The sequence below is a fragment of the Burkholderia sp. GW821-FHT14F03 genome (assembly GCF_058803765.1).
In genome coordinates this window covers 236166-261488 of the sequence record NZ_JBXAPG010000002.1, presented here as the reverse complement: position 1 = coordinate 261488, position 25323 = coordinate 236166, and the positions used below count along the sequence as shown (strand labels likewise).

29 protein-coding genes and 1 pseudogene are annotated in these 25323 nt (G+C 68.9%); 14 read left to right on the top strand and 16 right to left on the bottom strand.

What is annotated here, in order from left to right; translation table 11 throughout:
• The 4 genes from AC1RQF_RS02690 to AC1RQF_RS02675 form a co-directional block, all read left to right on the top strand.
• On the top strand, positions 1-1561 hold a 1561-nt coding region (locus tag AC1RQF_RS02690), incomplete at its 5' end, for an ABC transporter permease (protein ID WP_492871262.1).
• A gap of 22 nt (positions 1562-1583) precedes the next feature.
• Complete coding sequence (locus AC1RQF_RS02685; protein ID WP_492871261.1) at positions 1584-2639, top strand: ABC transporter ATP-binding protein; 1056 nt, start codon at positions 1584-1586, stop codon at positions 2637-2639.
• A 517-nt stretch (positions 2640-3156) separates the two neighbouring features.
• Positions 3157-5247, top strand: a complete 2091-nt coding sequence (locus AC1RQF_RS02680; RefSeq protein ID WP_273997520.1) for a hypothetical protein — start codon at positions 3157-3159, stop codon at positions 5245-5247.
• Positions 5244-5843 carry a hypothetical protein gene (locus AC1RQF_RS02675; RefSeq protein WP_273997518.1) on the top strand — a complete coding sequence of 200 codons (600 nt, stop codon included), beginning with the start codon at positions 5244-5246 and terminating at the stop codon, positions 5841-5843. Before AC1RQF_RS02680 ends, AC1RQF_RS02675 begins: the two co-directional genes overlap by 4 nt.
• Positions 5844-5891: 48 nt before the next feature.
• Here AC1RQF_RS02675 and AC1RQF_RS02670 read toward each other — a convergent pair whose 3' ends face one another.
• The 3 genes from AC1RQF_RS02670 to AC1RQF_RS02660 form a co-directional block, all read right to left on the bottom strand.
• A complete protein-coding gene (locus tag AC1RQF_RS02670; RefSeq protein ID WP_492871260.1) occupies positions 5892-6326 on the bottom strand; it encodes a DoxX family protein in 435 nt (144 codons plus the stop codon).
• A 301-nt stretch (positions 6327-6627) separates the two neighbouring features.
• Entirely contained in the window at positions 6628-7005 is a 378-nt protein-coding gene (locus AC1RQF_RS02665) for a DUF1493 family protein (protein ID WP_492871259.1), read from the bottom strand.
• Positions 7006-7018: 13 nt separating this feature from the next.
• Positions 7019-7474: an RbsD/FucU family protein gene (locus tag AC1RQF_RS02660; protein WP_273997516.1), complete on the bottom strand. Its 456-nt coding sequence runs from the start codon at positions 7472-7474 to the stop codon at positions 7019-7021.
• A 191-nt stretch (positions 7475-7665) separates the two neighbouring features.
• On the opposite strand from AC1RQF_RS02660, the gene AC1RQF_RS02655 reads away from it, so the two are divergent.
• The 3 genes from AC1RQF_RS02655 to AC1RQF_RS02645 are packed head-to-tail and all read left to right on the top strand — an operon-like array spanning position 7666 to position 9665.
• The gene (locus AC1RQF_RS02655) at positions 7666-8124 is read left to right on the top strand and encodes a DUF2345 domain-containing protein (RefSeq protein ID WP_492871257.1); all 459 of its coding nucleotides are present in this window, start codon (positions 7666-7668) and stop codon (positions 8122-8124) included.
• Positions 8099-9103, top strand: coding sequence for a hypothetical protein (locus AC1RQF_RS02650; protein WP_273997514.1), 1005 nt, complete (start codon positions 8099-8101; stop codon positions 9101-9103). Before AC1RQF_RS02655 ends, AC1RQF_RS02650 begins: the two co-directional genes overlap by 26 nt.
• On the top strand, positions 9045-9665 hold the full coding sequence (locus AC1RQF_RS02645) for a hypothetical protein (protein ID WP_492871266.1): 621 nt from the start codon (positions 9045-9047) through the stop codon (positions 9663-9665). The genes AC1RQF_RS02650 and AC1RQF_RS02645 overlap by 59 nt, the downstream gene beginning before the upstream one ends.
• Before the next feature lie 91 nt (positions 9666-9756).
• Here the strand turns inward: AC1RQF_RS02645 and AC1RQF_RS02640 are convergent.
• Positions 9757-9891 (bottom strand): annotated as a pseudogene (locus AC1RQF_RS02640) (IS5/IS1182 family transposase); the annotation flags it as partial.
• Positions 9892-9972: 81 nt separating this feature from the next.
• The gene (locus tag AC1RQF_RS02635) at positions 9973-10737 is read right to left on the bottom strand and encodes a metallophosphoesterase family protein (RefSeq protein ID WP_492871256.1); all 765 of its coding nucleotides are present in this window, start codon (positions 10735-10737) and stop codon (positions 9973-9975) included.
• 195 nt (positions 10738-10932) lie between these two features.
• On the opposite strand from AC1RQF_RS02635, the gene AC1RQF_RS02630 reads away from it, so the two are divergent.
• Positions 10933-11505 (top strand): hypothetical protein, encoded by a 573-nt coding sequence (locus AC1RQF_RS02630; RefSeq protein ID WP_492871255.1) that lies wholly within the window; start codon positions 10933-10935, stop codon positions 11503-11505.
• A gap of 27 nt (positions 11506-11532) precedes the next feature.
• Here AC1RQF_RS02630 and AC1RQF_RS02625 read toward each other — a convergent pair whose 3' ends face one another.
• Positions 11533-12843 (bottom strand): leucine-rich repeat-containing protein kinase family protein, encoded by a 1311-nt coding sequence (locus AC1RQF_RS02625; protein WP_492871254.1) that lies wholly within the window; start codon positions 12841-12843, stop codon positions 11533-11535.
• 424 nt (positions 12844-13267) lie between these two features.
• Here AC1RQF_RS02625 and AC1RQF_RS02620 point away from each other — a divergent pair, with 424 nt between their 5' ends.
• From AC1RQF_RS02620 to AC1RQF_RS02595, 6 genes are all read left to right on the top strand, one after another.
• Positions 13268-13516 (top strand): hypothetical protein, encoded by a 249-nt coding sequence (locus AC1RQF_RS02620; RefSeq protein WP_273997509.1) that lies wholly within the window; start codon positions 13268-13270, stop codon positions 13514-13516.
• 108 nt (positions 13517-13624) lie between these two features.
• Positions 13625-13996, top strand: coding sequence for a hypothetical protein (locus AC1RQF_RS02615; RefSeq protein ID WP_492871253.1), 372 nt, complete (start codon positions 13625-13627; stop codon positions 13994-13996).
• 137 nt (positions 13997-14133) lie between these two features.
• Positions 14134-14739, top strand: coding sequence for a helix-turn-helix domain-containing protein (locus AC1RQF_RS02610; protein WP_273997507.1), 606 nt, complete (start codon positions 14134-14136; stop codon positions 14737-14739).
• A 43-nt stretch (positions 14740-14782) separates the two neighbouring features.
• Entirely contained in the window at positions 14783-15373 is a 591-nt protein-coding gene (locus AC1RQF_RS02605) for an HD domain-containing protein (protein ID WP_273997506.1), read from the top strand.
• A 201-nt stretch (positions 15374-15574) separates the two neighbouring features.
• Complete coding sequence (locus AC1RQF_RS02600) at positions 15575-16549, top strand: helix-turn-helix domain-containing protein (RefSeq protein ID WP_273997505.1); 975 nt, start codon at positions 15575-15577, stop codon at positions 16547-16549.
• Between the two features lie 191 nt (positions 16550-16740).
• Positions 16741-17133, top strand: a complete 393-nt coding sequence (locus AC1RQF_RS02595) for a carboxymuconolactone decarboxylase family protein (RefSeq protein ID WP_273997504.1) — start codon at positions 16741-16743, stop codon at positions 17131-17133.
• A gap of 12 nt (positions 17134-17145) precedes the next feature.
• Here AC1RQF_RS02595 and AC1RQF_RS02590 read toward each other — a convergent pair whose 3' ends face one another.
• The 10 genes from AC1RQF_RS02590 to AC1RQF_RS02545 form a co-directional block, all read right to left on the bottom strand.
• A complete protein-coding gene (locus tag AC1RQF_RS02590) occupies positions 17146-18582 on the bottom strand; it encodes a Do family serine endopeptidase (RefSeq protein WP_492871251.1) in 1437 nt (478 codons plus the stop codon).
• A gap of 19 nt (positions 18583-18601) precedes the next feature.
• A complete protein-coding gene (locus AC1RQF_RS02585; RefSeq protein ID WP_273997502.1) occupies positions 18602-18970 on the bottom strand; it encodes a hypothetical protein in 369 nt (122 codons plus the stop codon).
• Positions 18970-19767 (bottom strand): hypothetical protein, encoded by a 798-nt coding sequence (locus tag AC1RQF_RS02580; RefSeq protein ID WP_492871250.1) that lies wholly within the window; start codon positions 19765-19767, stop codon positions 18970-18972. Before AC1RQF_RS02580 ends, AC1RQF_RS02585 begins: the two co-directional genes overlap by 1 nt.
• Positions 19764-20666, bottom strand: coding sequence for a peptidylprolyl isomerase (locus AC1RQF_RS02575; protein ID WP_492871249.1), 903 nt, complete (start codon positions 20664-20666; stop codon positions 19764-19766). The genes AC1RQF_RS02580 and AC1RQF_RS02575 overlap by 4 nt, the downstream gene beginning before the upstream one ends.
• A 60-nt stretch (positions 20667-20726) precedes the next feature.
• Positions 20727-21143 carry a hypothetical protein gene (locus AC1RQF_RS02570; protein WP_273997499.1) on the bottom strand — a complete coding sequence of 139 codons (417 nt, stop codon included), beginning with the start codon at positions 21141-21143 and terminating at the stop codon, positions 20727-20729.
• Positions 21140-21640: a YbjN domain-containing protein gene (locus AC1RQF_RS02565; protein WP_492871247.1), complete on the bottom strand. Its 501-nt coding sequence runs from the start codon at positions 21638-21640 to the stop codon at positions 21140-21142. Before AC1RQF_RS02565 ends, AC1RQF_RS02570 begins: the two co-directional genes overlap by 4 nt.
• Positions 21641-21675: 35 nt before the next feature.
• Positions 21676-22308 carry a hypothetical protein gene (locus tag AC1RQF_RS02560; RefSeq protein WP_273997497.1) on the bottom strand — a complete coding sequence of 211 codons (633 nt, stop codon included), beginning with the start codon at positions 22306-22308 and terminating at the stop codon, positions 21676-21678.
• A gap of 7 nt (positions 22309-22315) precedes the next feature.
• Positions 22316-24040, bottom strand: coding sequence for a putative porin (locus tag AC1RQF_RS02555; protein ID WP_492871265.1), 1725 nt, complete (start codon positions 24038-24040; stop codon positions 22316-22318).
• 151 nt (positions 24041-24191) lie between these two features.
• Complete coding sequence (locus AC1RQF_RS02550; RefSeq protein WP_492871246.1) at positions 24192-24902, bottom strand: energy transducer TonB family protein; 711 nt, start codon at positions 24900-24902, stop codon at positions 24192-24194.
• Between the two features lie 13 nt (positions 24903-24915).
• On the bottom strand, positions 24916-25323 hold the full coding sequence (locus AC1RQF_RS02545; RefSeq protein ID WP_492871244.1) for an ExbD/TolR family protein: 408 nt from the start codon (positions 25321-25323) through the stop codon (positions 24916-24918).

Here is a 25323-nt window from a genome sequence, read left to right as displayed (position 1 = left end):
CCCCCCCCAACCCCCCCCCCGCGGCCTCGTCGCGGCGGCCCTGCTCGGGCCGCTCGCGGTGCTGCTGCCGATCGCGTTCACCGTCTATCGCGCGGCGGGCCTCGGCGCCGACGACGCGGCCGAGCTGCTGTTCCGGCCGCTCGTCGCCGAGCTGCTCGCCAACACGCTGCTGATCACGCTCGCGACCACGCTCGTCTGCGCCGTGCTCGGCACCGCGGCCGCCTGGTTCGTCGAGCGCACGCACCTGCCCGGCCGGACCCTGTGGGCCGCGCTCGCGGCGGCGCCGCTCGCCGTGCCGCCGTTCATCACGAGCTACGCCTGGGTCTCGCTGAGCCTCGACCTGCAGGACTTCCTCGGCGCGCTGCTCGTGCTCGCGTCGTCCTACTTCCCGCTCGTCTACCTGCCCGTCGCCGCCGCGCTGCGCGGCCTCGATCCGGCGCTGGAAGAGAGCGCGCGCACGCTCGGCTGCAATCCGCGCCAGATCTTCCTGCGCGTCGTGCTGCCGCAGCTGCGCCCCGCGCTGCTCGGCGGCATGCTGCTCGTCGCGCTCGGCGTGCTGTCCGAGTTCGGCGCGTTCACGCTGCTGCGCTTTCGCACCTTCACGACCGAGATCTACGCCGAGTACCGCATCGAATTCGACGGCGGCGGCGCATCGCTGCTCGGCTGCCTGCTGATCCTGCTGTGCCTCGTCTGTCTCGTGCTCGAATTCCGCGTGCGCGGCCGCGCGCGCTACGACCTCACGCATCGCGGCGCCCGCCGCGCCGCCGTGCGCTACGAACTGGGCGCGTGGCGCTGGCTCGCGGTCGCCGGCTACGCGGCGCTCGCCGTCGCGACGCTCGGCGTGCCGCTCGCGATGATCGGCTACTGGCTCACCCAGCAGGGCGCCGCCGCCGTGACGCCGGCCGATGTATCGCCGCAGCTGCTGTGGGACGCGACCGTCGCCTCGGCCGGCCTCGGGCTCACGGCCGCCGCGCTCACCACCGTCGTCGCGCTGCCGCTCGCGTTCGTGCTGGTCCGCTATCCGAGCCGCATCGCGACCGTGCTCGAACGCATCGTGTTCACCGCGCAGGGCATGCCCGGCCTCGTGATCGCGCTCGCCATCGTGTCGCTCACGGTACGCTTCCTGCAGCCGCTCTACCAGAGCGCGCCGATGCTGATCGTCGCGTACGCGATCCTGTTCCTGCCGCTCGCGCTCGTCAGCGTGCGCGCGGCCATCGCGCAGGCGCAGGCGCGCCTCGAAGAAACCGCGCGCTCGCTCGGGCTGTCGTGGGCGCAGACCGCGTGGCGCGTCCTGGTGCCGCTCGCCGGCCCCGGGCTCGGCGCGGCCGCGACGATGGTGTTCATCTCGGTCGTCACCGAACTCAACGCGACCCTGCTGCTTTCCCCGATCGGCACCCACACGCTCGCCACCCAGGTGTGGAGCGACACCTCGACGCTCGCGTTCGCGGCCGCCGCCCCCTATGCCGCGCTCCTCGTCGCGCTGTCGCTCGCCGGCTCCGCGCTGCTGTTCGTGCTGCTCGGCCGCTCGTCGGTGCGCGCCACGGCCGCGCGCGGCGATTGACGCCCCGTTTCCGGTTTCCATCATGAGTGAAATTCGCATCCACGGCGTACACAAGTCGTTCGACGGCCATCCGGTGCTGCACGGCATCGACCTGACCGTGCGGCGCGGCGCGCTGCTCGCGCTGCTCGGCCCGTCCGGCAGCGGCAAGACCACGCTGCTGCGCATCCTGTGCGGCTTCGAGCGCGCCGAGCAAGGCACCGTCGACATCGACGGACGGCGCGTCGCCGGGCCGGACCTGCACGTGGCGCCCGAAGCCCGGCGCATCGGCTACGTGCCGCAGGAAGGCGCGCTGTTCCCGCATCTGTCGGTCGCCGACAACATCACGTTCGGGCTGCCGCGCACGCAGCGCCGCGCGCAGCATCGCGTCGTCGAGCTGCTCGAAATGGTCGGCCTGCCCGCCGACTGCGCGCGGCGCGCGCCGCAGCAGCTGTCGGGCGGCCAGCAGCAGCGCGTCGCCCTGGCGCGTGCGCTCGCGCCCGCGCCGTCGGTCGTGATCCTCGACGAACCGTTCTCGTCGCTCGATACGTCGCTGCGCGTCGAGACCCGCGCGGCCGTGGTCGATGCGCTCGCGGCCGCGAACGCGACCGCGGTGCTCGTCACGCACGACCAGCCGGAGGCGCTGTCGCTCGGCGACGAAGTCGCGGTGCTGTGGCGCGGGCGGCTGTTGCAGACCGCGCGCCCCGAAACCTTGTATCGGCAGCCGGCCACGCGCGAGCTTGCCTCGTTCGTCGGCGACGCGGTGCTGCTGCGCGGCAGCGCGCGCCACGGCCGCATCGACTGCGCGCTCGGCAGCCTGCCGCTGCACGTCCCGCTGCACGACGGCCCCGCCGACGCGATGCTGCGGCCCGAGCAGATCCGCGTGCAGCCCGCGCACGCGCCGCGCGACGACGCCGCGCAATGGCGCGAGGCGCTTGTGCTCGACACCTCGTTCGGCGGCCAGGATGCCCTCGTGTTCGCGCAGCTCGTCGACGATCCGGAGGTCCGGCTGCGCGTGCGCGTGCCCGGCTATCGCTGCCCGTCGCCGGGCGAACGGATCGCGCTCGCGGTCGACGGCGACGTGATGGGTTACGCCGGCTGAGCCGGCGGGCGGCCGAAGGCCGTCCGGGCGCGGCGTCAATCCGCCCGCTCCTGTCCGTGCGCCGTGCGCCCCATCCGACCTGCGCGGCGTGCCCGCACGCCTGCTTGAACCACCACGCCATCCCGCCACCCTCACGCATGTTTAGCAGGTCATAGCATCCTGTTTATCCGCGCGACTCCCGCCTTCCCCGCAATCCTCACTCCATCCGCCATATCGGCCGCGTCTCCCCGCGCCCGCCGCCAAAATTATTATTGTCCGCTGTTCCATTACGAAAAATTACACCGTATATTCATCATCGGTGTCACGTCGCTGGTCGCACCCCGCTACCCGGAGTCAGACAAGCCGCACCTGTCTCACGACGGTCGTCGCGCGTTCTATTCATTTCGAACAACTATGTAATTACGCTATTCAACAAGCCGTACCGATGTGCTGTGCGTTCCACGTTTTTAGTTTCGGGCGGTAAACAACACTCAATCCTGCGCCGCCCGGATCAATCACAATCCAATCGAGGGATACGATGGGCCACCTCCGCAAGCGCATGGCGTTGCCACGCACGCTCCTGAAACTGTCTCCGCTGTTCGCGGCGCTCGCACTCACCGCCTGCGGCGGCGACGACAGCCCCGCGCCGTCCGCCTCCGCCAATGCCGGCGCGAGCGCCGCCGCGCAAGCCTCGGTGATGGCCGGCCGCGCGGCCGCCGCCCCCGACGGCCTCTACATCAGCGAAGTCGCGGGCAACTTCCGCCAGGACAAGGACTACGACGCGGGCACCGCGTCGAACAGCGTCGCGTGGGTCGAGCTGTACAACCAGCAGAACGTCGCCGTGAACCTCAAGGGCTACGTCCTGCGCACGGGCGGCATCAAGCTCGCGGATCCGTCGTCGGTCAGCGCGTCGGTCAACTATGCGCTGCCCGACCTCGTGATTCCGGCGAACGGCTACGTGGTGATCGCCGGCCGCAAGTCGCCGTACCTGAAGAACGCCACCGCGATCGACAAGAGCAAGGCCGTGTACGTGCTCGATGCGAGCGGCGTCTATCTGCCGTACTGGAACAACAGCGGCGGCTTCGTCGAGCTGCAGGCGGCCAAGACCGCGAAGCAGCCGGCCCGCACCGTGGACTTCGTGCGCTTCGGGTCGAGCAACACCGCGCCGCTCACCGCGAACTTCTGGGTCGGCGCGAACGTGCCGGCCTTCGCGACGCCGCCCGCCACCTATGTCGGCAACCAGTCGCTCGATCCGCTCGACACCCACGATCAATCGATCGTCCGGCTCAGCGCCCAGTTCGCCGCCACCCGCAGCCGCACCGACTGGACCCTCGTCGACTTCCCGACGCCCGGCGGCCCGAACGACGTCGCGGCGGGCGTCGTCGACAGCGACCACGACGGCATCCCCGACACCGCGAAAACGCCGGGCGGCACCTACGCCGGCCTCGATCTCTATGCGATGGGCGCGCGTCCGGGCCAGAAGGACATGTTCATCCAGGTCGACTACATGGGCGACGACGCCCGCGCGGCCACCCAGGACCCGGCGCGCCAGTTGCAGGCGGCGGCGCTCGCGAAGATGGTCGACGCGTTCGCGCCGCATCGCATCGCGGTGCACTTCGACGCCGGCACGCGCTTCTCGCCCAAGGTCGATCCCGCGCACTACAACCTCGACGGCACGAGCCATCAGCGCACGTTCAACGCGTGCGCGCAGATCACTCGGCCGACCGTCGGCGCGGGCTGCAAGTCGCTCTACGAGTACTACAGCCAGTCGGTCGATCCGCGCCGGCGCGCGTTCTTCCGCTACGGCCTGTTCGCGTCGTCGCAGAACACGGACGGCAGCGAAGGCTCGTCGGGCGTCTCCGAACTGCCCGGCAACAAGGTGCTCGTGACGCTGAAAGGCTTCCTCGGCGACAAGCTGAGCCCCGCCGGCGAGACGATGCGCGTGAACTTCCAGGCAGCGACCCTGATGCACGAGTTCGGCCACAGCCTCGGCCTGCGACACGGCGGCGACGAGCTGGCGGTCAACTACAAGCCGAACTACCTGAGCATCATGAACTACCTGTACCAGCTGTCGGGCGTGCCCACCGACGGCACCGGAACCGATGCGGTCGAACGTTATTACTACTATCAGAACGACTGGAAAGGCATCGTGGTGCCCGACACCCGCACGCCCAATGCCACCTTCGTCGCGTACAAGTATCCGGCCGCGGTCGTGCCGCACGGTCCGACTCAGGACAGCTTCCGGATCGACTACTCCGACGGCAGCAGCGCGAACCTCGACGAAGGCGCGCTCAGCGAGGCGGCGTATGTCGGGCGCGGCGCGGGCACGAGTCCCACCGCGTTCGGCGACTGGAACCTCGACGGCGTGAAGCAGGCGGCGCCGTACGCCTTGTCGTTGACCGGGCAGAGCGACAATTTCGGACGCACGATCTACGCGCGGCTGCATGACTTCGACGACTGGGCGCATCTGGCGCTGGTGACGGGCAAGAACTACAACCTGGTCGGGATCGCGCAAAGCTACGGCGTCGGCGGGTATCAGCCGCCGCTCATCAAGCGCAGCCAGATCCAGGTCGAGGAAGCGCCGCCGGTCGCCGTGCTCGAGCGTCTGCGGCAGGCGAGCGCGCAATGACGATGCGCGCCGCATGCTTGCGTGCGGCGGCGGCGCTCGCACTCGCGCTGGCGGGGCCGGCGGCGGGCGCCGCCGCGCCGCTCGTGATCGAGGGGGTCACGCCGCGCGCGTCCGGCGCGACGGCCGAGACGCTGGTGCGCGACTTCCGGCTCGACGCGGACGGCGCGCTGCAGTTCCGCCTCGGCGCCAGGCCGGTGCGGATCGCACCGTGGCCGGCGCGCCTGCCGAAACGGCTCGATCCGCAATATGCGGCCGCGTGGTCGATCACGCATCCGGCCGGCCCGATGCGGGTCGTGACGCTGCGCGACACCCACGACGATGCACCGTGGCTGCGTCTCACCGCGGGCGGCGGCGAACACGCCACGCTGCTGCCGGGCACGCAGGTCGGCCGGATCAAGCGGGGCTTCGTGTATCTGCTGATGCATGACGCGCCGCTGCGCGTCGAACCGGATCAACCCGTGCGGCTGACCGACGAGGTCGCGCATCGCTGCTGGCAATTCGTGCTGCTCGGCACGTCGGTACCCGGCGGCGGCGCGCAGGTCGAGGCGGAGCCGCGCGCGGACTGGTATGTGCGGCGCGTCGAATGCGCGCCGTGAGGCGGCGTCGGTCGTGCGGCCCGCGGCCCGCGCGGGCCGCGCGCTCACTCAGCGCAACAGGCCGTAGGACTGCGGACGGCGCAGGCCGTCGATGCTGATCGCCCCCGCGCCCGTCACGTACAGCAGCAGGAAGCCGCCGGCGATCGCAACGTTCTTCCAGAAGTGGATCACCATGTCGTGCTGAACGGCGGCATCCGTCGCGTCCCAGAAGTTGTGGCCGATCATCGCGGTCGCGATCGTGTAGGCCGCGAGCGCGAGCGCCAGCGGCTTCACGCGGTAGCCGACGATCAGCAGCAGCGCGCCCAGCGATTCGATCGCGACCACGGCGGGCGCGGTCACCTGAAGGAAGGGCACGCCCAGGCCGCGCAGATAGCCGACGAACTCGGCGTATCCGAGCAGCTTCATCGCCCCGCCCCAGAGGAACAGCGTGGCGAGCAGCAGCCGCCCGATCAAGATGACGCCGGAATCGACGGAACGCGTCATGTCTCACCTCCTGATGAATTAGCGATGCAGGCGCGTGACCTGCATGGTCAATCCGCCAGAATAGGAGGTCTCGGGCAGGGCTCCAAGAAAAAGGTTGTAGCAAAAAGTTGCGAGTGGCGGCCGGCGCGGCGCGGTCGAGCGAAGTTATCGAGCAAATTCAGCGCGTTAAGCGCCCGGCGCGGCATCGGTCGCGCTGCTTCGATCACCTTACTGTGTCGTCAAGCGGGAGCGGGCCAGGGGAGGTTCGCGCGGGTGGAAGGATCGGGCGGGACGCTAAGGGCGGGGCAGCGCAGCATCGCGCTCAGGAATGGGCGCCGCCTGCCGCCGCTTCGATCTCGGCCGTATCCCAGCGGCCGCGGCGCATGGCCTCGGCCAGCATGCCGAGCGTCAGCGGGACGCGCGGCGGCGCGCGGTGCCGCTTCGAAAATACGCCGAGCACCGATCCGACGACATCCCAGCTGTCCGGGCCGAAGTATCGGTTGTACGGGAAGCCTTGCGCCGCGACGCCGAACGTCTCGGCCCATCCGTCGATGAACTCGACCGCATCGACACCCGTCAGCCGCAAGTCCTCTTCGAGCCGGCTGTCCGGCGTCAGCGTCAACGCCCCGCCGAACAGCGGCCTGCCCAGCGCCTCGCGAGCGAAAGCTTCGAGTTGATCCCAGGTCGGGACGTCGGTCATCACGGCCGCCTCCTCACTCCGCCGGCTGCAGCAACACCCCTTTCTTGAACAGGAAGCAGCCATACCCGCGCCCCTCGCCCGTCACGATCACCGCATACGCGTGCTTCGCGCGCTCGTAGAACGCAAAACGCTCGACGCCGACGAGCGGCACCGCACGCCCTTCCGCACGGTCGATCTCCACCTGCGCCTCGCGCTGCACGGGCGGAACGTCGTCGGGATGCCCCACCACTTCCATGCGCGCGGCGGGCGCGTCCACGAACGTATCGAGCGGCATCACCGACAGCACGGCGCGCACCACGCGCGCGGTATCCGCGCCGTCGAGCCGCAACGGCTTGCCGACCACGGTGCCGCGCGCCACCGCCTCGGCCGGGAAATTGGCGTCGCAGATCACGAGATCGTCGCCGTGCCCCATCGCACGCAGCGCGTGCAGGATGTCGGCGTTCAACAGCGGATCGAGATTCTTCAGCATCGATGCTTCTCCAATCAGGTAGCGACGAAAAGGCGTAACGCTATCACAAGGATGTCATCCGGCCGCGGGCCGTCCGCCTACGAAGCTGTTGCGAAATTACGGATTAGGTCTATTACTTTTTCGAGGGGGAAATCCCTGACCTGCTTTGCCTGCCACGAAGCGATACACAAAGAATTGATAAACGACGAGCCGTGGTCACTCATCGAACCTTTGCAGCCGAAGCAAGCGCCGCAGAACCGCCGATACGCGGGCCGCAAGCCAATGCCAATCAGGAGATTTACCTCAACTCCGGTGGCGCCTATATCCGTATTGCAAATGGCGATATCCAGATCCACGCACCCGGCAAGATTGATATCAAGGGCGCGACGCACAGTTTCGATGGTCCGACCGCGCGAGGCTATGTGCTTCCTGGCTTACCCCATACTGGCGACACGCTGCGATATCACGAACAGTTCCGCTTGGTCGATGAGAATGGTGAGGAGGTGTTGGCTCACACACGCTATGAAATCGAAAGCGAGTCTGGGAAGACGTGGAGTGGGTTCAGCGACGCCGAAGGACTCACCCAGCACATCTATACCGATCAGCCCGAGTCGCTTTCGCTCACGGTGTACAAGGAGATCGACGATGACAGCACTAAAGAAGAAGCGTAAAACCGCGCCCCGCCACGTGAAGCATGCGTCGACGACCGGATCTGATCAAAAGTCGCTGGTGAAAGCCGTGGTGCGGAGCGACGTTGGCGAGTGGGTACGTCCCGCGACAGGCGACAAGTTCGTGATCGATGAAGCGCCAAAATTTCCCGTGGTGACGTTCGAGTTCAAAACTGACCAACCGCCACCGTATCAATGGAAGTGGAGCGTGACATGGGATGCCCAAGTAAGTGGAGCGCGGGAGTCCGCGAAACGCGGCGCGAAGCTCAAAACCTTTTCGGATACTGGCTCATTCTCCAGCAATGACAAGAGCTGGATTGCGGATCTCGACGGAAAGATCCTGGGCGGGAAGCTAGTGGTCCAGGTTTCCGCAGGGGCTGAGGAATTTAGGCGCACCGTGTTTATTGTCGGTACCAATCCCAGTAAGGATGCCGTTCTGGAATTCCTGAAGACGCAGCAGAATGCTGTTGGGTTTGATCGCGTTATCAACCGGGAAAGCCACTACAAGAACTTCATAAATGCAGACAACGAGCCGGTTGTCGCATTCGATAACGGATATGGTATGACGCAGATGACGAACCCCGCGCCTACCTACGAACAGGCCTGGAACTGGAAAGAAAATATCAAAGTCGGCATCAAGCTTTATCAGGAAAAGCAGGGGTATGCCAAGGGAGACTTGTCGGGACATCCATATACTGATGACCAACTGATTCGAGCGACGTTCTCTCGCTGGAATGGCAGCGTCTACTACCGGTGGGACGAAGCATCGAACGCGTGGGTGCCGAACGGGACGATCATGTGCGATCCCGACACCGGGAATATTGGCTGGGATATGTCGAAGGACGCAAACGCAGGCAAGACTGTGGAAGAATTGCACAAGCGAGACAAGGACACGTACAAGCAAGGGAAGTCCGGCCGCTCCGATGAACACGTTTGGATTTACTCTGGTATCTGTTATGCAGACCACATGTCAAACAATTAAGGTGGTGATGTGTGCAGCGATTGTTGGCACTTTCAACTCCGTCGCGGCCGGACAAACGCCGGCACCGCAGTTTGTTCAGCTAAGCGCAGGACCGATTTTGCAGGAAAAAGCGCACCGGCTGGTCATGACTGACGCAAGACATGGCAAGCTACTGACGCTTACCGTTCCTGCGGAGCTGCGTCGTGCATTGATGTCGTCATCAAGTATCACATTTCCCGCAGCTCAGGCCGCCGTGATCGATGGTCAGGAATTCGTCATGGTTGTGGTCAATCAATCGTCCAGCGACAATCCAATCGGCTACTGTGGAGCAGGTGAGGAAGGTACGCTTTATGTGCTTCGCCTAAATGGCAATCGGGCAGAACAAGCGTATTCGACACTCGTACAGAGCTGCCTCAAGAATATCGATTTGTTCACCGATTCAGGAAACAAGTCCCCCTACCTTGCGATCACATGGACGGAAGATGGTGGTGGCTTCCAGATTCACTGGTTGAACTACACCAGACCGGCGCCGCTCACACGCATATATCACTACAAGAGCGGTACATTCGTCGCCGATCAATAGCTTCTCAATTTTGTCGAGAGCGTTGATGCTGGCGGCAAGACGGACGCTTGCCGATCATCGCCTTTAACCTGAGTGCGCATGTTCTATGCCCAAATACGATGCCTGTCAGCACCGCTCGGTCTGGCGTTGACTTGCGGCCCGCATACCGGCGGTTCTACGGCGTTTGCTTCGGCTGCAAAGGTTCGATGAGTAGCCACGGCTCGTCGTCTATCAATTCTTTGTGCATCGCTTCCTGGCAGGCAAAACAGGTCAGGGACTTTTCCCCTCGAAAAAGTAACGGACCTAATCCGTAATTTCGCAACAGCTTCTAAGCCGTGCTGTGAATGACGCGCAGCGTCTTGCTGGTGATCCGCGTCTCGTGCGGATAGCCGAACGCATTGTTCACGTAGCGCACGCCGTCGATCTGCACATCGCGATTGACGTGGCTGTGGCCGTACACGTGGATATCCGAGCCGATCGCCCGCACCAGCTGCTCGATCCGCGCACTGCCCAGCACCGGGTAGAGCATGCGCTTTCCAGGCGGGATGTACGCCGGCATCACGTCGATGCGCGGCAGGAAATGCGAGAACGACAGCGTCAGGTCGCCGCCCAGCCGCTCCGGCAGCACGTTCCGGCCCAGGAAGTAGTCGGCGATGTCGACATCCGCCCAACCCTCGGGCCAGCGGCACGCGTGGAAATCCATCCATGCGTCGCGCAGCGCCGGACCCGGCGCCCCGAAGCTGCCGTCGTACCAGCCGAGCAGCGGCACGATCGCGACGCCCTCGACCACCTCGGCGCGCAGCATCGCTCCACTGTCCTCGGCCGCGCGCATCACCGCCACGAACTTGTCGAGCGAGGTGACGGAGGCGGCATCGCGCGCGACCCACAGATCGTGATTGCCCGGCACGAAGAACACCTTGCGGAAACGCTGCGCAAGCTGCTCCAGGCACCATTGCAGCTGCGCGAGCGAATCGGTCAGATCGCCCGCCAGGATCAGCACGTCCTGCCGGTAGTCGCTGCGCGACAGCGCCGCCACCCAGCGGGCATTGGCCTCGAAATCGACATGCAGGTCGGACAACGCGAACAGGCGCATGATGGCGGGCTTTCCACGGAGACAGGACGGGATCGACGCGGACGCGCGCGGAACGGCGTCGCATGGGGCGCAGCGTAGCATGACGGCGCGCGCGGCGTCGGGCGCGACGCGCGCGGCCGGCCCCGCGCCCGCGTCACGGCAAACGCATCTGCCGGTGATAAATTGGCGACTTCGCCATGCGCACCGGGAGCCGTCATGCCGCCGTCAACGGGAACGTCGTGGAGTGCGCTCGAGATCGTCCGGCTGGCCGTCGACATCCTGACGCCGCTGTCGGTCACCGCGCTCGGCTGGCTGATCAGCCGGCGCCTGAAGCGGCTCGAACTCGTGCAATGGACCAACCAGAAGCTGATCGAGAAGCGGCTCGACATCTACGACCGGATCGCGCCGCTGCTCAACCGGCTGCTGTGCTTCTACACCTGGGTCGGCGACTGGAAGGACATCACCCCCGACGAGGTGATCCGCACCAAGCGCGAGCTGGACAAGACCTTGCATCTCTACCGCCATCTGTTCGACGACGGCGTCTATCTCGCGTATCAGGACTTCATGCGCGCGCTGTTCGAGACGCACGCGGGCGCGGGACTCGACGCGAAGATCCGCTCGCACATCGAAAGCCCCGACGGCGATCGCGCGCGGCACGGCAGCCATGCGTGGCAAGCCGCCTGGGCACAGCGCTTCTCGACCGCCGACGTGGCCGACCGCGCTGAAGTGCGGCGCTTGTATCTGCGGATCATGACGACGCTGCGCGCGGCCCTCGGCGCCGATCGCTGACGCCGCGCCCGAGCCTCGCCGCGCGGCTCAACGCAACGACGCCCGCAGCGTCGCCTCGATATCCGCGAAGCCGGGCCGACGCGACGGCTCGATGTCGAGGCAGGCCGCCGCGAGCGCGCGGAGTTCGTCCGCGTCGCCGGCGCGCTCCGCCAGTTCTTCCAGCAGGCAGCCGAACGCCCGCACCTCCAGGCGCTGCAACGCCTGCGCATGCGCCGCGTCGTGCACGTCGTACAGCGACGCCGCGCCGAAGTCGCCCAGCAACACCGGCCCCGCGCCGCCATGCAGGATGTTGTGCGCATAGAGGTCGCCGTGCATGATGCCGCGCGCATGCAAGCGGCAGGCCGCCGAGGCGATGCCGTGCGCGAGCCGCAGCGCCGACGCCGCGTCGAGGCGCAGCGCCGGCGCATAGATGTCGCGCGTGCACGATGCCAGGCTCGGCGGCCCGGCCAGGTTCACGAACGCGGGATCGATCAGCGCCATGACGAGCCCCTGGGCCCCCTCCGGGTGGCCGCTTACCCTGCCGATCACCGGAATCAGGTTCGGGTGCGGGCCGGCATGAAGGCAGGCGGCCATCTCGCGGTCCGGCAAGCCGTCGCTCGTCACCGCCCCCTTGAACAGCTTCACGGCTACCGGTTGCGCGCCCCCCTCGGGCGTGCGCCACACAGCCCGGTGGATGATGCCCGAGGCGCCTTCTCCGAGCTTCTCGTCGAGCGACAGCGTGTTCCAGTCGATCTCGGCGACCGTCGTGTCCGCGGCCGCGGCAGCCTCCTGTTCCGCGCAGAAGGGATTGCCCGCATACGCGAGCCAGGCAAGCCGGGGCAGGCGCAACAGCCATTCGGGCAGGGCTTCCAGCTGATTCACCGCGAGCCGCACGAGTTCGAGCCGCTCGCAGGCGGCCAGTTCGGCGGGCAATGCGCGCAGGCGGTTGCCCGCCAGCATCAGCTTCTGCAACGGCGCACAGCGACCGATCCCGGCAGGCAGCCGGTCGAGCGCGTTGTCGGTCAGGATCAACCAGCGCAACGCGGGCGGCAACGCGCCGCCCGGCACGGTGTCGATCCGGTTCGCCTTGAAGCCGATCATCTCCAGTTGCGGGCAGTCGCCCAGCACCTCGGGCAGCACGGTAAAGCGATTGTCGGAGGCGAACAGGATGCGCAGGCGGCTCAGCCGCGGCAAATCGTCGGGCAACGACGACAAGGCATTGCCCGACAGATCGAGCACTTCCAGCGTCTCGGCGAGATCGAATATCTCGCGCGGAAACTCGGTCAGGCCGCAAGCAAGCTTGAGTCGCCGGGCGCCTTTGAGTTGCCCGCGCTGCAGTTGTTCGAGGGAAGTCGTCACAGTGGATGCCGGGTTCGGGTGCTGCTGTCGGGTTGGTCGTCGTTTCGTGCCGTTTCGCGCGCATTTTACCCGGATCGCCGCCGCTCCGGCCGTCGCTTCGGCGCGCCTCTTTACGACCTTTTTACTTGCCGGCGGAGGCGGAATCTCTAGAATATTCCGAACTTCAGCATGTGTATGCCGCTGCCATGAAAAGCCGATGTCGTCGACCGTCAGCCCCTCTCTCCGCCTGATCGGCAGGACCTCCGCGCGCCGCTGTTCTTGATCGCCGTCCTGCCCGCAGGCAGACGGTGCCCGCTGCAAACCCTCCGTGCACCTTGTTTCGACCCGACCCGAGCGGCGATTCGTTCACGCTCGGCACGTCGCGCGTCGCCGACGCATGTCCGCGAGGCCGTCGCGCGACCTCTTCTGGAAAGGAAGTGTGGTGATGAAAACGATCGAACTCCATCGCGCGCCGGACGGCGCGCGGTATCTGAGCGCGCATGAAATGGCGGCGCTCGTGCTGCTGCGCCACGCGCCGATCGACTCGCGCATCGACAACCCCGACGTGATCGCGCTGCTGGAAGCCGGGCTCGTCGAGCTGAGCCATGCGGCCGGCGACGACGTCCAGTTCGCGATCACGCAGGAAGGGCGCGCCGTGCTCCAGGCCTTGGGCGCATTGGACGAACGGCGCTGAGGGAAGTCGACGGGGTTTTTCCGTTTCCCGATTCCGCTCGAATATTTAGGCATACCTATTTTTGCATCGTCATCAAAGCTGCAACGTGTCATCACAACGAGGTCCATCATGTTTGAAATGAACAAGAACTACTCCCGCGAAGCCATCCATCGCGCGTGCGGCGGCAGCAAGCAGGCATTCCTGCCGACCAGGAACGGCAAGGTGGTCGCCGCCTGCCTGAGCCCCGCGCTGAATCCGCAGGCGCCCGACGTGATCATCTGCGACGGCGCGGCCGCGGCGCGCGCGGCCGGCAGAACCCTCGCGCGGCAAGGCGGCGCGATCCCGGTCTTCATCAAGCTCGAAGTCGACCTGTTCCGCTATGTCGGCGAATTCGCGGTCGGCGAATCCCTGACCGCGCCGCTCGACTGCGCACCCTATATCCGTCACAGCGGCTTCACGATCGGGCAGGTGTCGCGCGTGATCAAGATGGTGCGCGGCTGACGCACGCCCGGTTGCCGCAGGCAGCGCGTCGGGCGCGCCAAGAGGCGAACGCATCCGACGCGCCGCGACAGGGCGGCACTCGCTGCGGCAGGGCGCGGCGGGTAAACTGTTCGCTCCGCCCCTCCCCGGCGCCCGCCATGCACGACACCCGCCTCCACCCCGTTCCGATCGGCGCCGCCTTCAAGCGCTGGCGTCGGCTGCATCGGATCAAGCAGGCGCACGCGGCCGCGCTGTTCGGCGTCGCGCAATCGACCATCTCGCGCTGGGAAAGCGGCCTTCACGACATGGAGCCCGCCGAGCGCGCGCGCGTCGAACACGTGTTGTCCGCCCGGCTCGACGCCCCCGCCGATCACGCGCTCGCGCGCCTCGTCCGGGAGAGCCCGCGCCCGGTCCACCTCGTCTGCGATCTCACGCATCGCCTGCTCGCGTGTTCGCCCACGCGCGCGGCCGAGTTCGGCGCGCCGCTCGCCGATCTGCTCGGCCGCTCGCTGTGGCGCTACGCCACGCCCGAGATCATGGGCCAGGAAGCCGCGCTCGATACGCTGGGATGGCGCGACAGCCTCGCGCCGCCGGCGCTGGAATTCGCGACGGGCGTGAACGGCTCGGCGATCGTGCCGATCCATGCGGGCCGTTGCCGCTGGACCCGCATGACGCTCGCCGACGGCACCTCGGCCCGCCTCGTCGAGACGCTGCGGCCGGCCGCGCATATTTCATGCGTGGACGCCGCGCGCGGCATTCCCTAGGATTGAAGTCCGGCCCGGCGCGCCACCACCTTTGGACTCCTGCATGGACCTCGACACCCTCAAGGGACGCCTCGCCTTCCTGCGCGAGGCGGAACGACTCAAGGACGTACTCCGCAGCGGCCACACCTCGTCCGGCCGCCCCGAAAGCACGGCCGAGCACAGCTGGCGTCTGTGCCTGATGGCGCTCGTGTTCAGCGACGCGCTCGACGGCGTCGATCCGCTGCGGATGCTCGGCATGTGCGTCGTGCACGATCTGGGCGAGGCGATCCACGGCGACATCCCCGCGACGGAGCAGCATGCGCATCCGGACAAAAGCGCGCGCGAGCGGCAGGACCTGCTGCATCTGAGCCGCGCGCTCGACGACGGCATGCGCGCGCGTCTCCTCGCGCTCTGGGATGACTACGAGCGCGCGGCCAGCCCCGAAGCGCGCGCGGTCAAGGCGTTCGACAAGCTGGAAACGATCCTGCAGCACGCGCAGGGCAAGAATCCCGACGATTTCGACTACGCGTTCAACCTCGCCTACGGGCGTCGGTACACGAGCGCCGCGCCCTTGTTCGAGGCGCTGCGCGCGCTCGTCGACGCCGACACGCAGGCGCGCATCGATACCCGGCCGGACGCGCAGGCCGAGGCATAGCGCGCCGGCCTCCGTCGCGCCCCCCCCCCCGCGGCGGCCCCTTGGCGTCCGCGCCAACGCGCCGCCCGTTACGCTTACAATGGACTTCCATTGCGCCGCACCGCGCGCAACGTCCGGCGCCGCTCGCCCGCTGTTCCCGCAACACCGTCACCATGCGACCGGCTGCTTCGCCGCCTTCCCGGGCGGATCGGGGAACGCATCATGAACGACTCGGCGCATCTCGACATCTTCCGCTGGACCACGCTCGACGTGCCGGCTCCGGCCCGCTTCGATGCCTGGCGCGCGGACGGCGGCTGCGCCTACACGCTCGAGGACGACGCAGGCGTGCCGTTCGACTGGGCCTGCGAGGAAGCGGTGCTGGGGCCGCTGACGTTCGGCCGGCATACCTGGCTGCACCCGTCGCGGCCCGCGGTGATCGCGGCGAACCGCTCGCAGGCGCGCATCAACCTCGACAGCCTCGACGTCTATCAATTCACGCTGCGACGCTCCGGTTCGCTCACGCTGCGCGGCCCGGCCGGCGAGGACATGAAGCGTCCGCACGAGCTGTTCGTCATCGATTCGACCGAACCCTTTCAATCGCAGGTGGTGACGGGCGAGGTGATCTGGCTCGCGATTCCCCGCGCGCTGCTGCCCGCCGCCGCGCACCATCTGCACGGGCAATCGCTGACGCACGGCGTCGCGCAGCTGTTCGCCGAGCACCTGCTCGCGCTCGCCCGCGCCCTGCCGCAACTCACGCCCGACGACCTGCCCCGGATCGCCCAGGCGACCACCCTGCTCGCCGGCGCAAGCGTGGCGCCCCGCCCCGACGTGCTGGAACAGGCGGATCCCGTGCTCGCGAGCGCCATCGTCAGGCGCGTGCGCCGCCATATCGAGCTGCATCTCGCCTCGCCGGACCTGACGCCCGCGCAGATCTGCAAGGCGGTCGGCGTCTCGCGCTCGCGCCTCTATCAGCTGTTCGAGCAGGACGGCGGCGTGATGCGGCAGATCCAGCGCCAGCGGCTCGAACTGATCCATCAGATCCTGTCGAATCCCGCGCGGCCGCGCGAATCGATCGAATCGCTCGCCTCGCGGTACGGCTTTCCCGACGGCAAGCACTTTTTCCGCGCGTTCAAAGCCGCGTTCGGGCATACGCCGGGCGAGACAGCCGAGCGCGCCGCCCGGAATCGCGAGGCATAGGTCGTCGCGCGGCCCGCCGGGCCGCCCCTGCATCGGTCGTGCCAGCAAACCCTACCTGTTCTGGCAGGGCCCGCGCGGGCTCCCGCGCGCCGCTGCCCGCGCCCGAATCTTCGCCTTGCGCTCCCGCGATCCGTTTCATACCGTATCCAATGCAGCCACGCACCGCATCCACCACCCGACCGGCGCCTCCCATGAGCCATCTGAGCGACTTTCTCGGCAGCGAGCATTTCTCGGCGGTCACCGGACGTCCCGGCGAACGCGTGCTCGACAGCCTGAACCGGATTTGCCCCGACATCGAGCGCTACATCGTCGAATTCGCCTACGGCGAGATCCATCAACGGCCCGGCCTGACGCTCCAGCAGCGCGAGCTGACCATCATCGTCGCGCTCGCCACGCTCGGCCACTGCGAGCCTCAGCTCAAGATCCACCTCGAGGCCGCGCTGCGGGTCGGCGTCTCGCGCACGGAGATCGTCGAGGCGCTGTTGCAGCTTGCCGTCTACGCGGGCTTTCCGACCGCGATCAATGCGCTGTGGGCCGCCCAGGCCGTCTTCGACGCCACGCCGGAAGAACCGGTGTACGACTAGCGCCGCCCCCGCTCACGCATCCGCGTTCAGCGGCACGTAGAAGCGCGCATTGCCCCGCTGCACGAGCAGCGCGACCCCGGTGCGCGCCGCGCCGACCTGCCATGCGAACTGCTCGACGCTCGCCACCGCGGTCTCGTTGACCGACAGCACGATATCGCCGGGCTTGAGCCCGAGGCGCGCGGCGCGCGCGCTCACGCGCTGCACCAGCAACCCCCGGTCGAGCTGCGCGCGCTGCAGTTCCTGCGGCGTGAGCGGCCGCACCGTCACCCCCAACGGCTCCGGCGCGGGCGCCGCATCCGGCGCGCCGCCCGGGCTTTGCAGGCCGCCCACCCGCACGCTCACGGGCAGCGCCCGGCCGCCGCGCCAGACCATCAGGTCGGCACGCGCGCCCGGCGCGAGCCGCGCGATCCGCGCGAGCAGGTCGGTCGTGTCGGCCACGCCCGCGCCGTCGAGCGCCTGCACCACATCGCCCGCGCGCAGGCCGGCCCGCGCACCGGGCCCGTCGGGCTCGGTCATCGTCACGAGCGCGCCGTCCGGACGCGCGAGCCCGAACGACTGCGCGAGCGGCTGGCTCATGTCCTGCAACCCGACGCCCAGCCGGCCGCGCCGCACGTAGCCGTTCGCGAGCAGCTGGTCCTTCACGTTCAGCGCGACATCGATCGGCACAGCGAACGAGATGCCCTGGTAGCCGCCCGTCTTCGAATAGATCATCGCGTTGATGCCGATCACGCGCCCGTTCAGGTCGAACAGCGGGCCGCCCGAATTGCCGGGATTGATCGGCACGTCGGTCTGGAGGAACGGCACATAGGTGTCGCCCGGCAGCGTGCGCCCCTTCGCGCCGACGATGCCGGCCGTCACCGTGTTCGCGAAACCGTAGGGCGAGCCGATCGCCACCACCCAGTCGCCCACCTGCACGCGCGCCGGATCGCCGGGCATGATCGCCGGCAGGTCGTCCGCCTCGACCTTGACCACCGCGATGTCGGACAGCGCATCGCTGCCGATCACGCGCCCCTTGAATTCGCGCTTGTCGGGCAGCTTCACGTCGACCATGCGCGCCTCGCCGACCACGTGGCGGCTGGTGACGATGTAGCCGTCCGCGCTGACGATGCAGCCCGAGCCGAGGCTCTGTTCCTCGCGGTCGCCGATCACGCGCCGCCCGAGCAGCGCCGCGAGCGGATGATCGGGCGGCACGCCGGGCGGCAGCCACGTCCCGACCTGCGCGACCTCGCGGGTCACGCTGATGTTGACCACCGCCGCGCCATAGCGCTTGACGAGCGGCGCGAAGCTCGGCGCGCCGGCGGGAACGACGGCCGCGAGCGGCGCGTCGGCGGCGGAGAGCGTGGCGGCCGCCGGCGCGGCAGCCGGCGCGCCGATGCCCCATGCCGCACACGCGACGCCGATCAGCGCGCCCCGCCGGGCAAGCGTGCCCACGATCCTCCCGGTTCTCATCGCGCGTGCTCCCTGTCGCCTAGCGCGGCGGCGGCGGTGGCGAAAGCGGCGGCGGACGTTGCGGCTGCACCGAACGCCCCCAGTTGCCGCCGAAGCGGTTCTGCTCGCCCGACAGATTGAAGGTGCCGAGCCGGTTCGACGGCTGCGTCGCGCCCGCCTCGGCCGCGCTCACGCTCGACCCGGGCGCGTCGGGCGTCACGCTCGGCGCGAGCTGCTCCGACAGGCAGCTGTACGACAGCGCGCGCACGCCGTTCACTTCGGCCTGCACGCAGACCGGCCGCGATGCGCCGCCGGCAGGTTGCGCCGCGGGCGCGGGCGACTGCGCCCGCGCCCAGCCCGCCCAGGCCGCGCCCACCATCGCCGCGACGGCGGCCGCGCGCCGGCCCATCACGCCCGCTCCTGCTGACGCCGCTGCCGCTCGCGCTCATAGCGGTCGAGCAGGCGCGCGAAGGTACGCGACTCCACCGGCCCGACGGGCGGCAGGCTCGTCGCCACCACACGCGTCTGCCGCAGGATCGACTCCCAGCTGTTGATCGCTTCCGCCGACGGAAACAGCATATCGGCCGGCTCGCGGTAGTGCACCCGGAACAGCTGCGCGGCCTGCCCGGCCGGTGTCCAGAGATCGCCGGCGTCCTTGACGCGCGCATCGAACCAGAAGCGGAGCCAGTACGCGCCGCCGTCTGCCTGCGGCACCCGGATGAAGCCCGCCAGCACCAATAGCAGATGCGGCAGGTCGCGTTCGTCGAGGCCCCGGTAGGACCACAGGTTCAGCACGTCCGCGCACTGGATCAGGATCGCGAAACGTTCGAGCGTCAGCGAGGGCGCCAGCATCTGCATCCGCCGGTAATGCGCCTGCCAGCCCGCCAGGAAACGCGGGCGGTGGCCGAAGTCCGCCGCCGGCCCGCCGCGCTGCGCGACCGCGAGCCCCGCGAGTTCGTAGTGCGGCGTGGTCAGCGGACAACGCGCGTCGTCGCGGGCGTCCTGGTGCCGGAAGTAGCGGCGGCCGTGGCGCTGGCGATGCGTCGGCACCAGCTCTCCGCCGCACAGCGGACACCAGCGCGCGGCGCCCGACGCAGCGGCGCCCGACGCGGCGCCGTCGGCCGCCCCCGCGACCGGCGCGCGGAACGCATAGGTCTCGACGTAGCGTTCATCGAGCGGATGCAGCGTCTTGTCGTGACCGGTCATTGGGCGGCGCCGGCCAGCTGCTCGAGCGCCTGCTCGTCGAGCGTCGCCGCGCCCGGCGCGACCTGTTTCGCGAGATAGGCCTGCGCGTTCTGCTGTTCCCGCGCGGCGCGCAGCGACGCGCGCAGTTGCTCGCGCACCTCGGCCAACGGACGCGCGCCGGCCGGCCGCACCTCGATCAGCTTGACGAGATGCAGGCCCGTGTCGGTGCGCACCGGCTCGCTGATCTCGCCGGGCTTCAGCGCGGCCAGCGCCTGACGGATCGCCGGCACCAGCCGGTTCTCGTCGGTGAAGCCGAGATCGCCGCCCTGCGCCGCGCTCGCCGTGTCCTGCGACGACGCACGCGCGAGCGCGCCGAACTCCGTCCCCGGCGCACGCGCCCGGCGCAGCAGCTCGGCCGCCTGCTTGCGCGCCTTCGCGAGCGTCGCCGCGTCGGCGTCGGCCGGCACGGCCAGATAGATCTGCGCGACATGCAGCGCGCGCGGCGTCGCGAACAGCGCGCGATTGCCGTCGTACGCGGCCTGCAGCTCGGCGTCCGACGGATAGTCGGCGGGCGGCGCGCTGACCGATGCCAGATAGCTGCGGAACACCGCCTCGCGCTGCGCAGCCTCGACCAGCGCGCGCACCCGGTCCTGGCGATCCCAGTCCCTCGATTTCGCCTCGTTCACCAGCACCTGCTCGGCGAGCCGCGCGCGCACGAGGCGCGTCAGCAGCGCCGGCTCCGCCGCGAGCCGCGCCTGCGCGTCCGGGCCCAGCGCCGCGACGAGCGCGGCCACGTCCGCGCGCGTCAGCCTGACGTCGCCCGCGCGGGCGACCACCTCGTCCTGCGCCGCGCGGGCCGGGCCCAGCGCGGCGAGCGTGGCGAGCACGAGCCCGCCCGTCATCGCCTTCCAAGTCTTCACGATCGGTTCACTCCCTATCTGTTTCGCTGATGAATGAGCGGGGGCGTCACGACGCCGCCGCTACTGCGCCGCGAAGCCGAAACGCACGACGATCGGCTGGCGCATGCCGCGCGGCGGCGGCGAGGCCATCGCCTGACGCAACAGCAGCGCGCGCAGCGCCGCCTCCGCCTGCGGGTCGTCGAGCGGCGGCCATTCGACGCGCGTCACCCGGCCATGCGCATCGAGCCAGGTCGAGATCGGCAGCTCGATGCGCGGCTGTCCGGCCGCGCGTTGCTCGAAAAACGCATAGAAGCGCTGCGCGTCGGCGTTGTCCTCGTCGAGCGCCGCATGCAGCCGCGCCGACACCTGCTGCGCGTACGCGACCCAGGCGGGGGGCGCATCGCCGGCCCGCACCGGCGCGGATTGCGCGCGCGCGCCGCCCGTGACGAGCGCGCACAGCGTCGCGCCCAGCAGCGCCGCCCGGCCGCGCCAGTTCATGACGCGGCGAGCGCGGGACCGGCGGCCGCCGCGCCCGCGGCGGCCTCCGCCTCGGCCAGCGCCGGGCGATTGCGCAGATGCAGCAGGAACTCCTGCAGCAGGCGATCCCACAGTTCGATCGACGCGCGCAGGTAACGCGGGCTCACGCCGCCCGCGACCATCACGTCGTGTTCGAGCACGACGAACGGCCCCTGCTGCGACAGCCGCGCGAAACGCCGCGTGCGGTTCCAGCCCGGCACCAGTTCCGCCGGCAATTCGCCCTGCACCTGCAGCGCGCAGCTGAAGGTCCAGTCGATATAGGCCGCCTGCCGGTCGTCCGGCGTCACGGCCGGATTGCCGAACGACACCGCGAAACCGATGCCCTGGCTCGCGCTCAGCAGCTGCACGACGCCGTTCTGCTCCGCGAGCGTCACGCGATAGCCCGCGTCCTTGAAGACGTCCGCGAGGCCGTCGGCCGTGAGGCTGTCGATCAGGGCGGCGGTTTGATGATCTGTCATGTCGTGGTCCTCGGAAAAATGATGGCCGGCGCGGCTCAAGGCGTCGCGCCCGATGCGGGAACGGCGGCGCGCGGGTCGTACTTGCCGTCGTAGAGGCGGTCGCCGTAGCGCTGCGCGATCTCGTCGTACTTCACGCGCGCGCCCTGCGCGAACGGTTCGCGCGAGCGCAGGAAAGTGCCCAGCCCGACCTGCTCGTAGGCGCCCAGGATCTCCTGCCCCACCGCGTACAGCGCCGCGTTCTTCGCCTCGCAGCGCGCGAGCTGCGCCCCTTTCGCCTGCAGTTCGCCCTGCGCGTGCGCGTCGCCCGCCTCGCGCGCGGCTTGTTGCGCGCGCAACGCATCGCGTTCGCCGCGCAGCTGGGCGAGCTGCTTCTCGTCCTGCACCCGCGCGCTGCGCGCGGCGGCCAGCTCGCGCGCCGCCGCCGCGTCGCCGCGCCCCTGGCCCTTGAGCTTCGCCAGTTCGGCCTGCGCCTCCTTGAGGTCGGCCTGCGCGCGGTCGCGCTGCTGTTCGAGCTGCGCGCGGTCCGCGCCCTGCCGGTCCTGCAGCTCGCGCAATTGCTGCGTCGTCGCGCGCAGCTGGGTGCGCAGCTTCTCTTCGAGGCTCTGCGCCTGCGCCAGCCCGGCGCAGCCGCCCAGCACCGCGATCACGATCCAGTCACGCGTTTTCATGGCGGCCTCAGAAGCGAGCATTGAGTTCGATCTGCAGCACGTCGATCGACATCGGCGGGCCGTAGATTTCACGCGCGCTCAGGTAGCGCGCCGACAGCCACGTGTCGCGCGCGACCGCATACGAGGCGCTCAGGATGTAGCCCTTCGCGTTGGTGCCGCCGAGATGGAAATCCGGATCGGTGAACGCGTCGAGCACCGCATCGGGTTGCAGGTACTTGTAGCCGACCGAGAAATTCCAGTCGCCCTTCCTGCGCGGCTCCGGCTCGCCCAGCGTCGCGCGTGCGAGGAAGCCGTTCGGGCCGCTCTGGAAGTCGCCCCGCGTCGGCGTCGGCGAATTGGAGTTGTAGTTGTTGACGGGCAGCGACGCGGCGGAGAACGCCTGGTTCTCGTTGTAGGCGAGGTTGCGCACGTACTCGCCGTCGAGACGCAGCTTCACGCGGTCCGCGATCTTCGTATCCCACTGCAGCTTGATGTCGAGCAGACGGTAGTCGAAGGCGAGGCCGAACAGCTGCGGCATCGGCGTCATGCCCGGCGCCTTGGTCGGGTCCTGGACGATGTTGCGCAGCGCGATCAGCGAGTTGCCCTTCTGCATGAAGGCCGGCGCTTCGTTGTCGGTGCTGCAGCTCGTCTGGCCCAGGTACAGCGAGCACGGCTGCGACAGCGTGCCCTTCATGTTGCGGAAGTCGTAGTAGGCGATCGCGCCCTTCAGGCGGTTCTGCGTGTCGATCTTCCATTCCGCGCCGAACTGCGCGCCGAACATCCACTTCATGTCGGTGCCGCTCTTGTCGATGCTGTTCGACGGGAAGTTGTCGGCCGTGTACTGGATCGGAAACGCGCCCAGCGTGCCGAACACCGTCACGTCGGGCCGGCCCGGCAGCGCGCGGCGGAAATTCGCCGCGATCCCGTCGAACTCGAGGTCGCTCGAATACAGCAGGTCCGACGAGAAGAACGGATTGTCGAAGCGGCCCGCCGACAGGTTGAACCACGGCGTCGGCTGGTACTTGATGTACGCCTTGTTCAGCCAGATGTTCTTCTTCGCGAAGCCGCCGCCCGCGGTCGCGGTGGTCGACACCGGGCCGTTGTCGTTGCCGGTCGCGAGCTGGATGCCCGTGCTGAATTCGTCGGACAGCACCGCCGTGATGCCGAAGCGCGCGCGCAGGCGCAGCAGGTTGTTGCGGTTCTCCGAATTGTTGAGCGTCGGCGGCAGCGCGTGGCTCGTGTTCGAATTGACGTCGTACGGGCTGCCGGAATTGATGCCCGCGAAATTGGTCAGGCCCGTCGCGTTGTGGCTCGAGAACAGCCGGTATTCGTCGCGCACGCGCATGTCGCCGTCGAGCGTGATGCGCGATACCCAGTCCGGGAACGTGTTCGGCTGCGCCCAGTTCTCCGACTTCGCCTGCGCGATCACTTCCTGCTTCACCTCGTCGCGGATCTGCTCGCGCACCACCTGCGGCACGTAGGGCACGCGCACCTCGCCCGCCTGCGCGAGCGCGCCGCCCGCCACCGCCGCGCCCGCCCCGGCGGCGGCCGGCCGGCCCGCCGCCGCCGCGCGCGCCTGCGCCGCTTCCTGCTGCGCCTCGCGGATCAGGTCGGTCGCGTTCTGCTGGGTCAGCACGCCACGCTTCACGAGCAGGTTGATCAGGTTGATCACCGTGCTCTGCGTCGGGCCGGCGGAACCGGACGCCGCCTGCGTTTCGAGCGACTGCGCATGGACGCCCGCGCCCCACGCCATGCCGAGCGCGGCGAGCGCCGCCCAGCCGATACGCGTGCGGCAGGGCCGTCGGGCGGCCTGAACTTGCTTGCGGCGGCCCCCGGCCGTCTGGTTCTGCATGCTCTTCTCCACTTGATGTCGATATAGGTAGGCAGGACTGCGCGGCGCGCCGTCAGGTCCGCCTGCCGTTCAGCTCGATTCGGAATTCGCGGTTGCCCGGCGTCCCCCCAGGCGGCGGCGCCTCGTCGAACTTGCCGAGGCCGCGCAGCGCATCGGCGATCGCGTCGTCGAGCTGGGCCGTGCCCGACGAACGCTCGATCGTCGCGCGCACGATCCGCCCCGACGCGTCGAGCGTCAGGCGCACCGCGCCGTTGAAACGCGAGCCGCCACTGTCCTGCACGCGCTTGTCGCGCGACAGCAGCTGCTCGACCTGGTAGCCGAGGTACTTCGCATAGGTCGCGTTGCCGAAGCTGCCGGTGCCGCCGCCGCTGCCGGCCATCCCGCCGCCGTCGCCCGCCGCGATGCCGAAGCCGTCGGTGCCCGCCTGCGCGGGCGCGTTCATCGTCATCTGCTTCGGCAGGTTGTCGGCCGGCTTCGGCGCCTCGCTCGGCTTCGGCGCGGGCGACGGCTGCGGCACGGACGTCTTCGGTTCTTCCCGCGGCTTCTCGGGCGGGCGTTCCTTCGGCGGCGGCGGCGGGGGCGGCGGCGGCAACGGAATCACCGTCGTCACCTTGGGCGCCTCCGCGCGCTTCACGCCGGCCTTGTCGCCGGCAAGCTGCCAGACGAGCGCGGCGAAGCCGAGCGCGGCGAGCGCGATCGCCGCCGGCTTCACGAACCGGCGCGCGCCCTTGGGCGGTTCACCGCCGTTGTAGGTCATGTCCATGAGGGTCCGCCGCCTAGCCTGCCTTGCCCTTGCCGGTGACGAGGCCGACCTGCGTCAGCTCGAGGCGGCGCAGCAGGTCGAGCACGTCCATCACCTTCTGGTACGCGACGGTCGAATCGCCCTTGAGCACGATCGGGAAATCCGGCTCCTGCGCCTTCTGCTGGCGCAGCCGGTCCTCCAGCTCGGCCAGCGTGACCGGATAGGTGTCGAGGTAGATCTGCCCCGCGTCGGACACGGTGATCGCCTTGGTCTTCGGCTTCGCGAGGCTCGCGGCCGAGCTGGCCTTCGGCAGATCGACCTTGATCCCCTGCACCGACGCGGTGGTCATGATGATGAAGATGACGAGCAGCACGTACGCCAGGTCCAGCATCGGCGTGATGTTGATGTCGTCGTAGGGCTTATCGTCGTCCTGGACCTGCAT

Coding starts and splice junctions, on each gene's coding strand:
- AC1RQF_RS02685 (WP_492871261.1), top strand. CDS start 1,584: ATGAGTGAAATTCGCATCCACGGCGTACACAAGTCGTTCGACGGCCAT.
- AC1RQF_RS02670 (WP_492871260.1), bottom strand. CDS start 6,326: ATGACGCGTTCCGTCGATTCCGGCGTCATCTTGATCGGGCGGCTGCTG.
- AC1RQF_RS02615 (WP_492871253.1), top strand. CDS start 13,625: ATGTTTGAAATGAACAAGAACTACTCCCGCGAAGCCATCCATCGCGCG.
- AC1RQF_RS02560 (WP_273997497.1), bottom strand. CDS start 22,308: ATGAAAACGCGTGACTGGATCGTGATCGCGGTGCTGGGCGGCTGCGCC.
- AC1RQF_RS02600 (WP_273997505.1), top strand. CDS start 15,575: ATGAACGACTCGGCGCATCTCGACATCTTCCGCTGGACCACGCTCGAC.
- AC1RQF_RS02590 (WP_492871251.1), bottom strand. CDS start 18,582: ATGAGAACCGGGAGGATCGTGGGCACGCTTGCCCGGCGGGGCGCGCTG.
- AC1RQF_RS02605 (WP_273997506.1), top strand. CDS start 14,783: ATGGACCTCGACACCCTCAAGGGACGCCTCGCCTTCCTGCGCGAGGCG.
- AC1RQF_RS02660 (WP_273997516.1), bottom strand. CDS start 7,474: ATGCTGAAGAATCTCGATCCGCTGTTGAACGCCGACATCCTGCACGCG.
- AC1RQF_RS02650 (WP_273997514.1), top strand. CDS start 8,099: ATGACAGCACTAAAGAAGAAGCGTAAAACCGCGCCCCGCCACGTGAAG.
- AC1RQF_RS02665 (WP_492871259.1), bottom strand. CDS start 7,005: ATGACCGACGTCCCGACCTGGGATCAACTCGAAGCTTTCGCTCGCGAG.
- AC1RQF_RS02545 (WP_492871244.1), bottom strand. CDS start 25,323: ATGCAGGTCCAGGACGACGATAAGCCCTACGACGACATCAACATCACG.
- AC1RQF_RS02555 (WP_492871265.1), bottom strand. CDS start 24,040: ATGGCGTGGGGCGCGGGCGTCCATGCGCAGTCGCTCGAAACGCAGGCG.
- AC1RQF_RS02580 (WP_492871250.1), bottom strand. CDS start 19,767: ATGACCGGTCACGACAAGACGCTGCATCCGCTCGATGAACGCTACGTC.
- AC1RQF_RS02630 (WP_492871255.1), top strand. CDS start 10,933: ATGCCGCCGTCAACGGGAACGTCGTGGAGTGCGCTCGAGATCGTCCGG.
- AC1RQF_RS02620 (WP_273997509.1), top strand. CDS start 13,268: ATGAAAACGATCGAACTCCATCGCGCGCCGGACGGCGCGCGGTATCTG.
- AC1RQF_RS02645 (WP_492871266.1), top strand. CDS start 9,045: ATGAACACGTTTGGATTTACTCTGGTATCTGTTATGCAGACCACATGT.
- AC1RQF_RS02595 (WP_273997504.1), top strand. CDS start 16,741: ATGAGCCATCTGAGCGACTTTCTCGGCAGCGAGCATTTCTCGGCGGTC.
- AC1RQF_RS02610 (WP_273997507.1), top strand. CDS start 14,134: ATGCACGACACCCGCCTCCACCCCGTTCCGATCGGCGCCGCCTTCAAG.
- AC1RQF_RS02635 (WP_492871256.1), bottom strand. CDS start 10,737: ATGCGCCTGTTCGCGTTGTCCGACCTGCATGTCGATTTCGAGGCCAAT.
- AC1RQF_RS02570 (WP_273997499.1), bottom strand. CDS start 21,143: ATGAACTGGCGCGGCCGGGCGGCGCTGCTGGGCGCGACGCTGTGCGCG.
- AC1RQF_RS02550 (WP_492871246.1), bottom strand. CDS start 24,902: ATGGACATGACCTACAACGGCGGTGAACCGCCCAAGGGCGCGCGCCGG.
- AC1RQF_RS02680 (WP_273997520.1), top strand. CDS start 3,157: ATGGGCCACCTCCGCAAGCGCATGGCGTTGCCACGCACGCTCCTGAAA.
- AC1RQF_RS02565 (WP_492871247.1), bottom strand. CDS start 21,640: ATGACAGATCATCAAACCGCCGCCCTGATCGACAGCCTCACGGCCGAC.
- AC1RQF_RS02585 (WP_273997502.1), bottom strand. CDS start 18,970: ATGGGCCGGCGCGCGGCCGCCGTCGCGGCGATGGTGGGCGCGGCCTGG.
- AC1RQF_RS02675 (WP_273997518.1), top strand. CDS start 5,244: ATGACGATGCGCGCCGCATGCTTGCGTGCGGCGGCGGCGCTCGCACTC.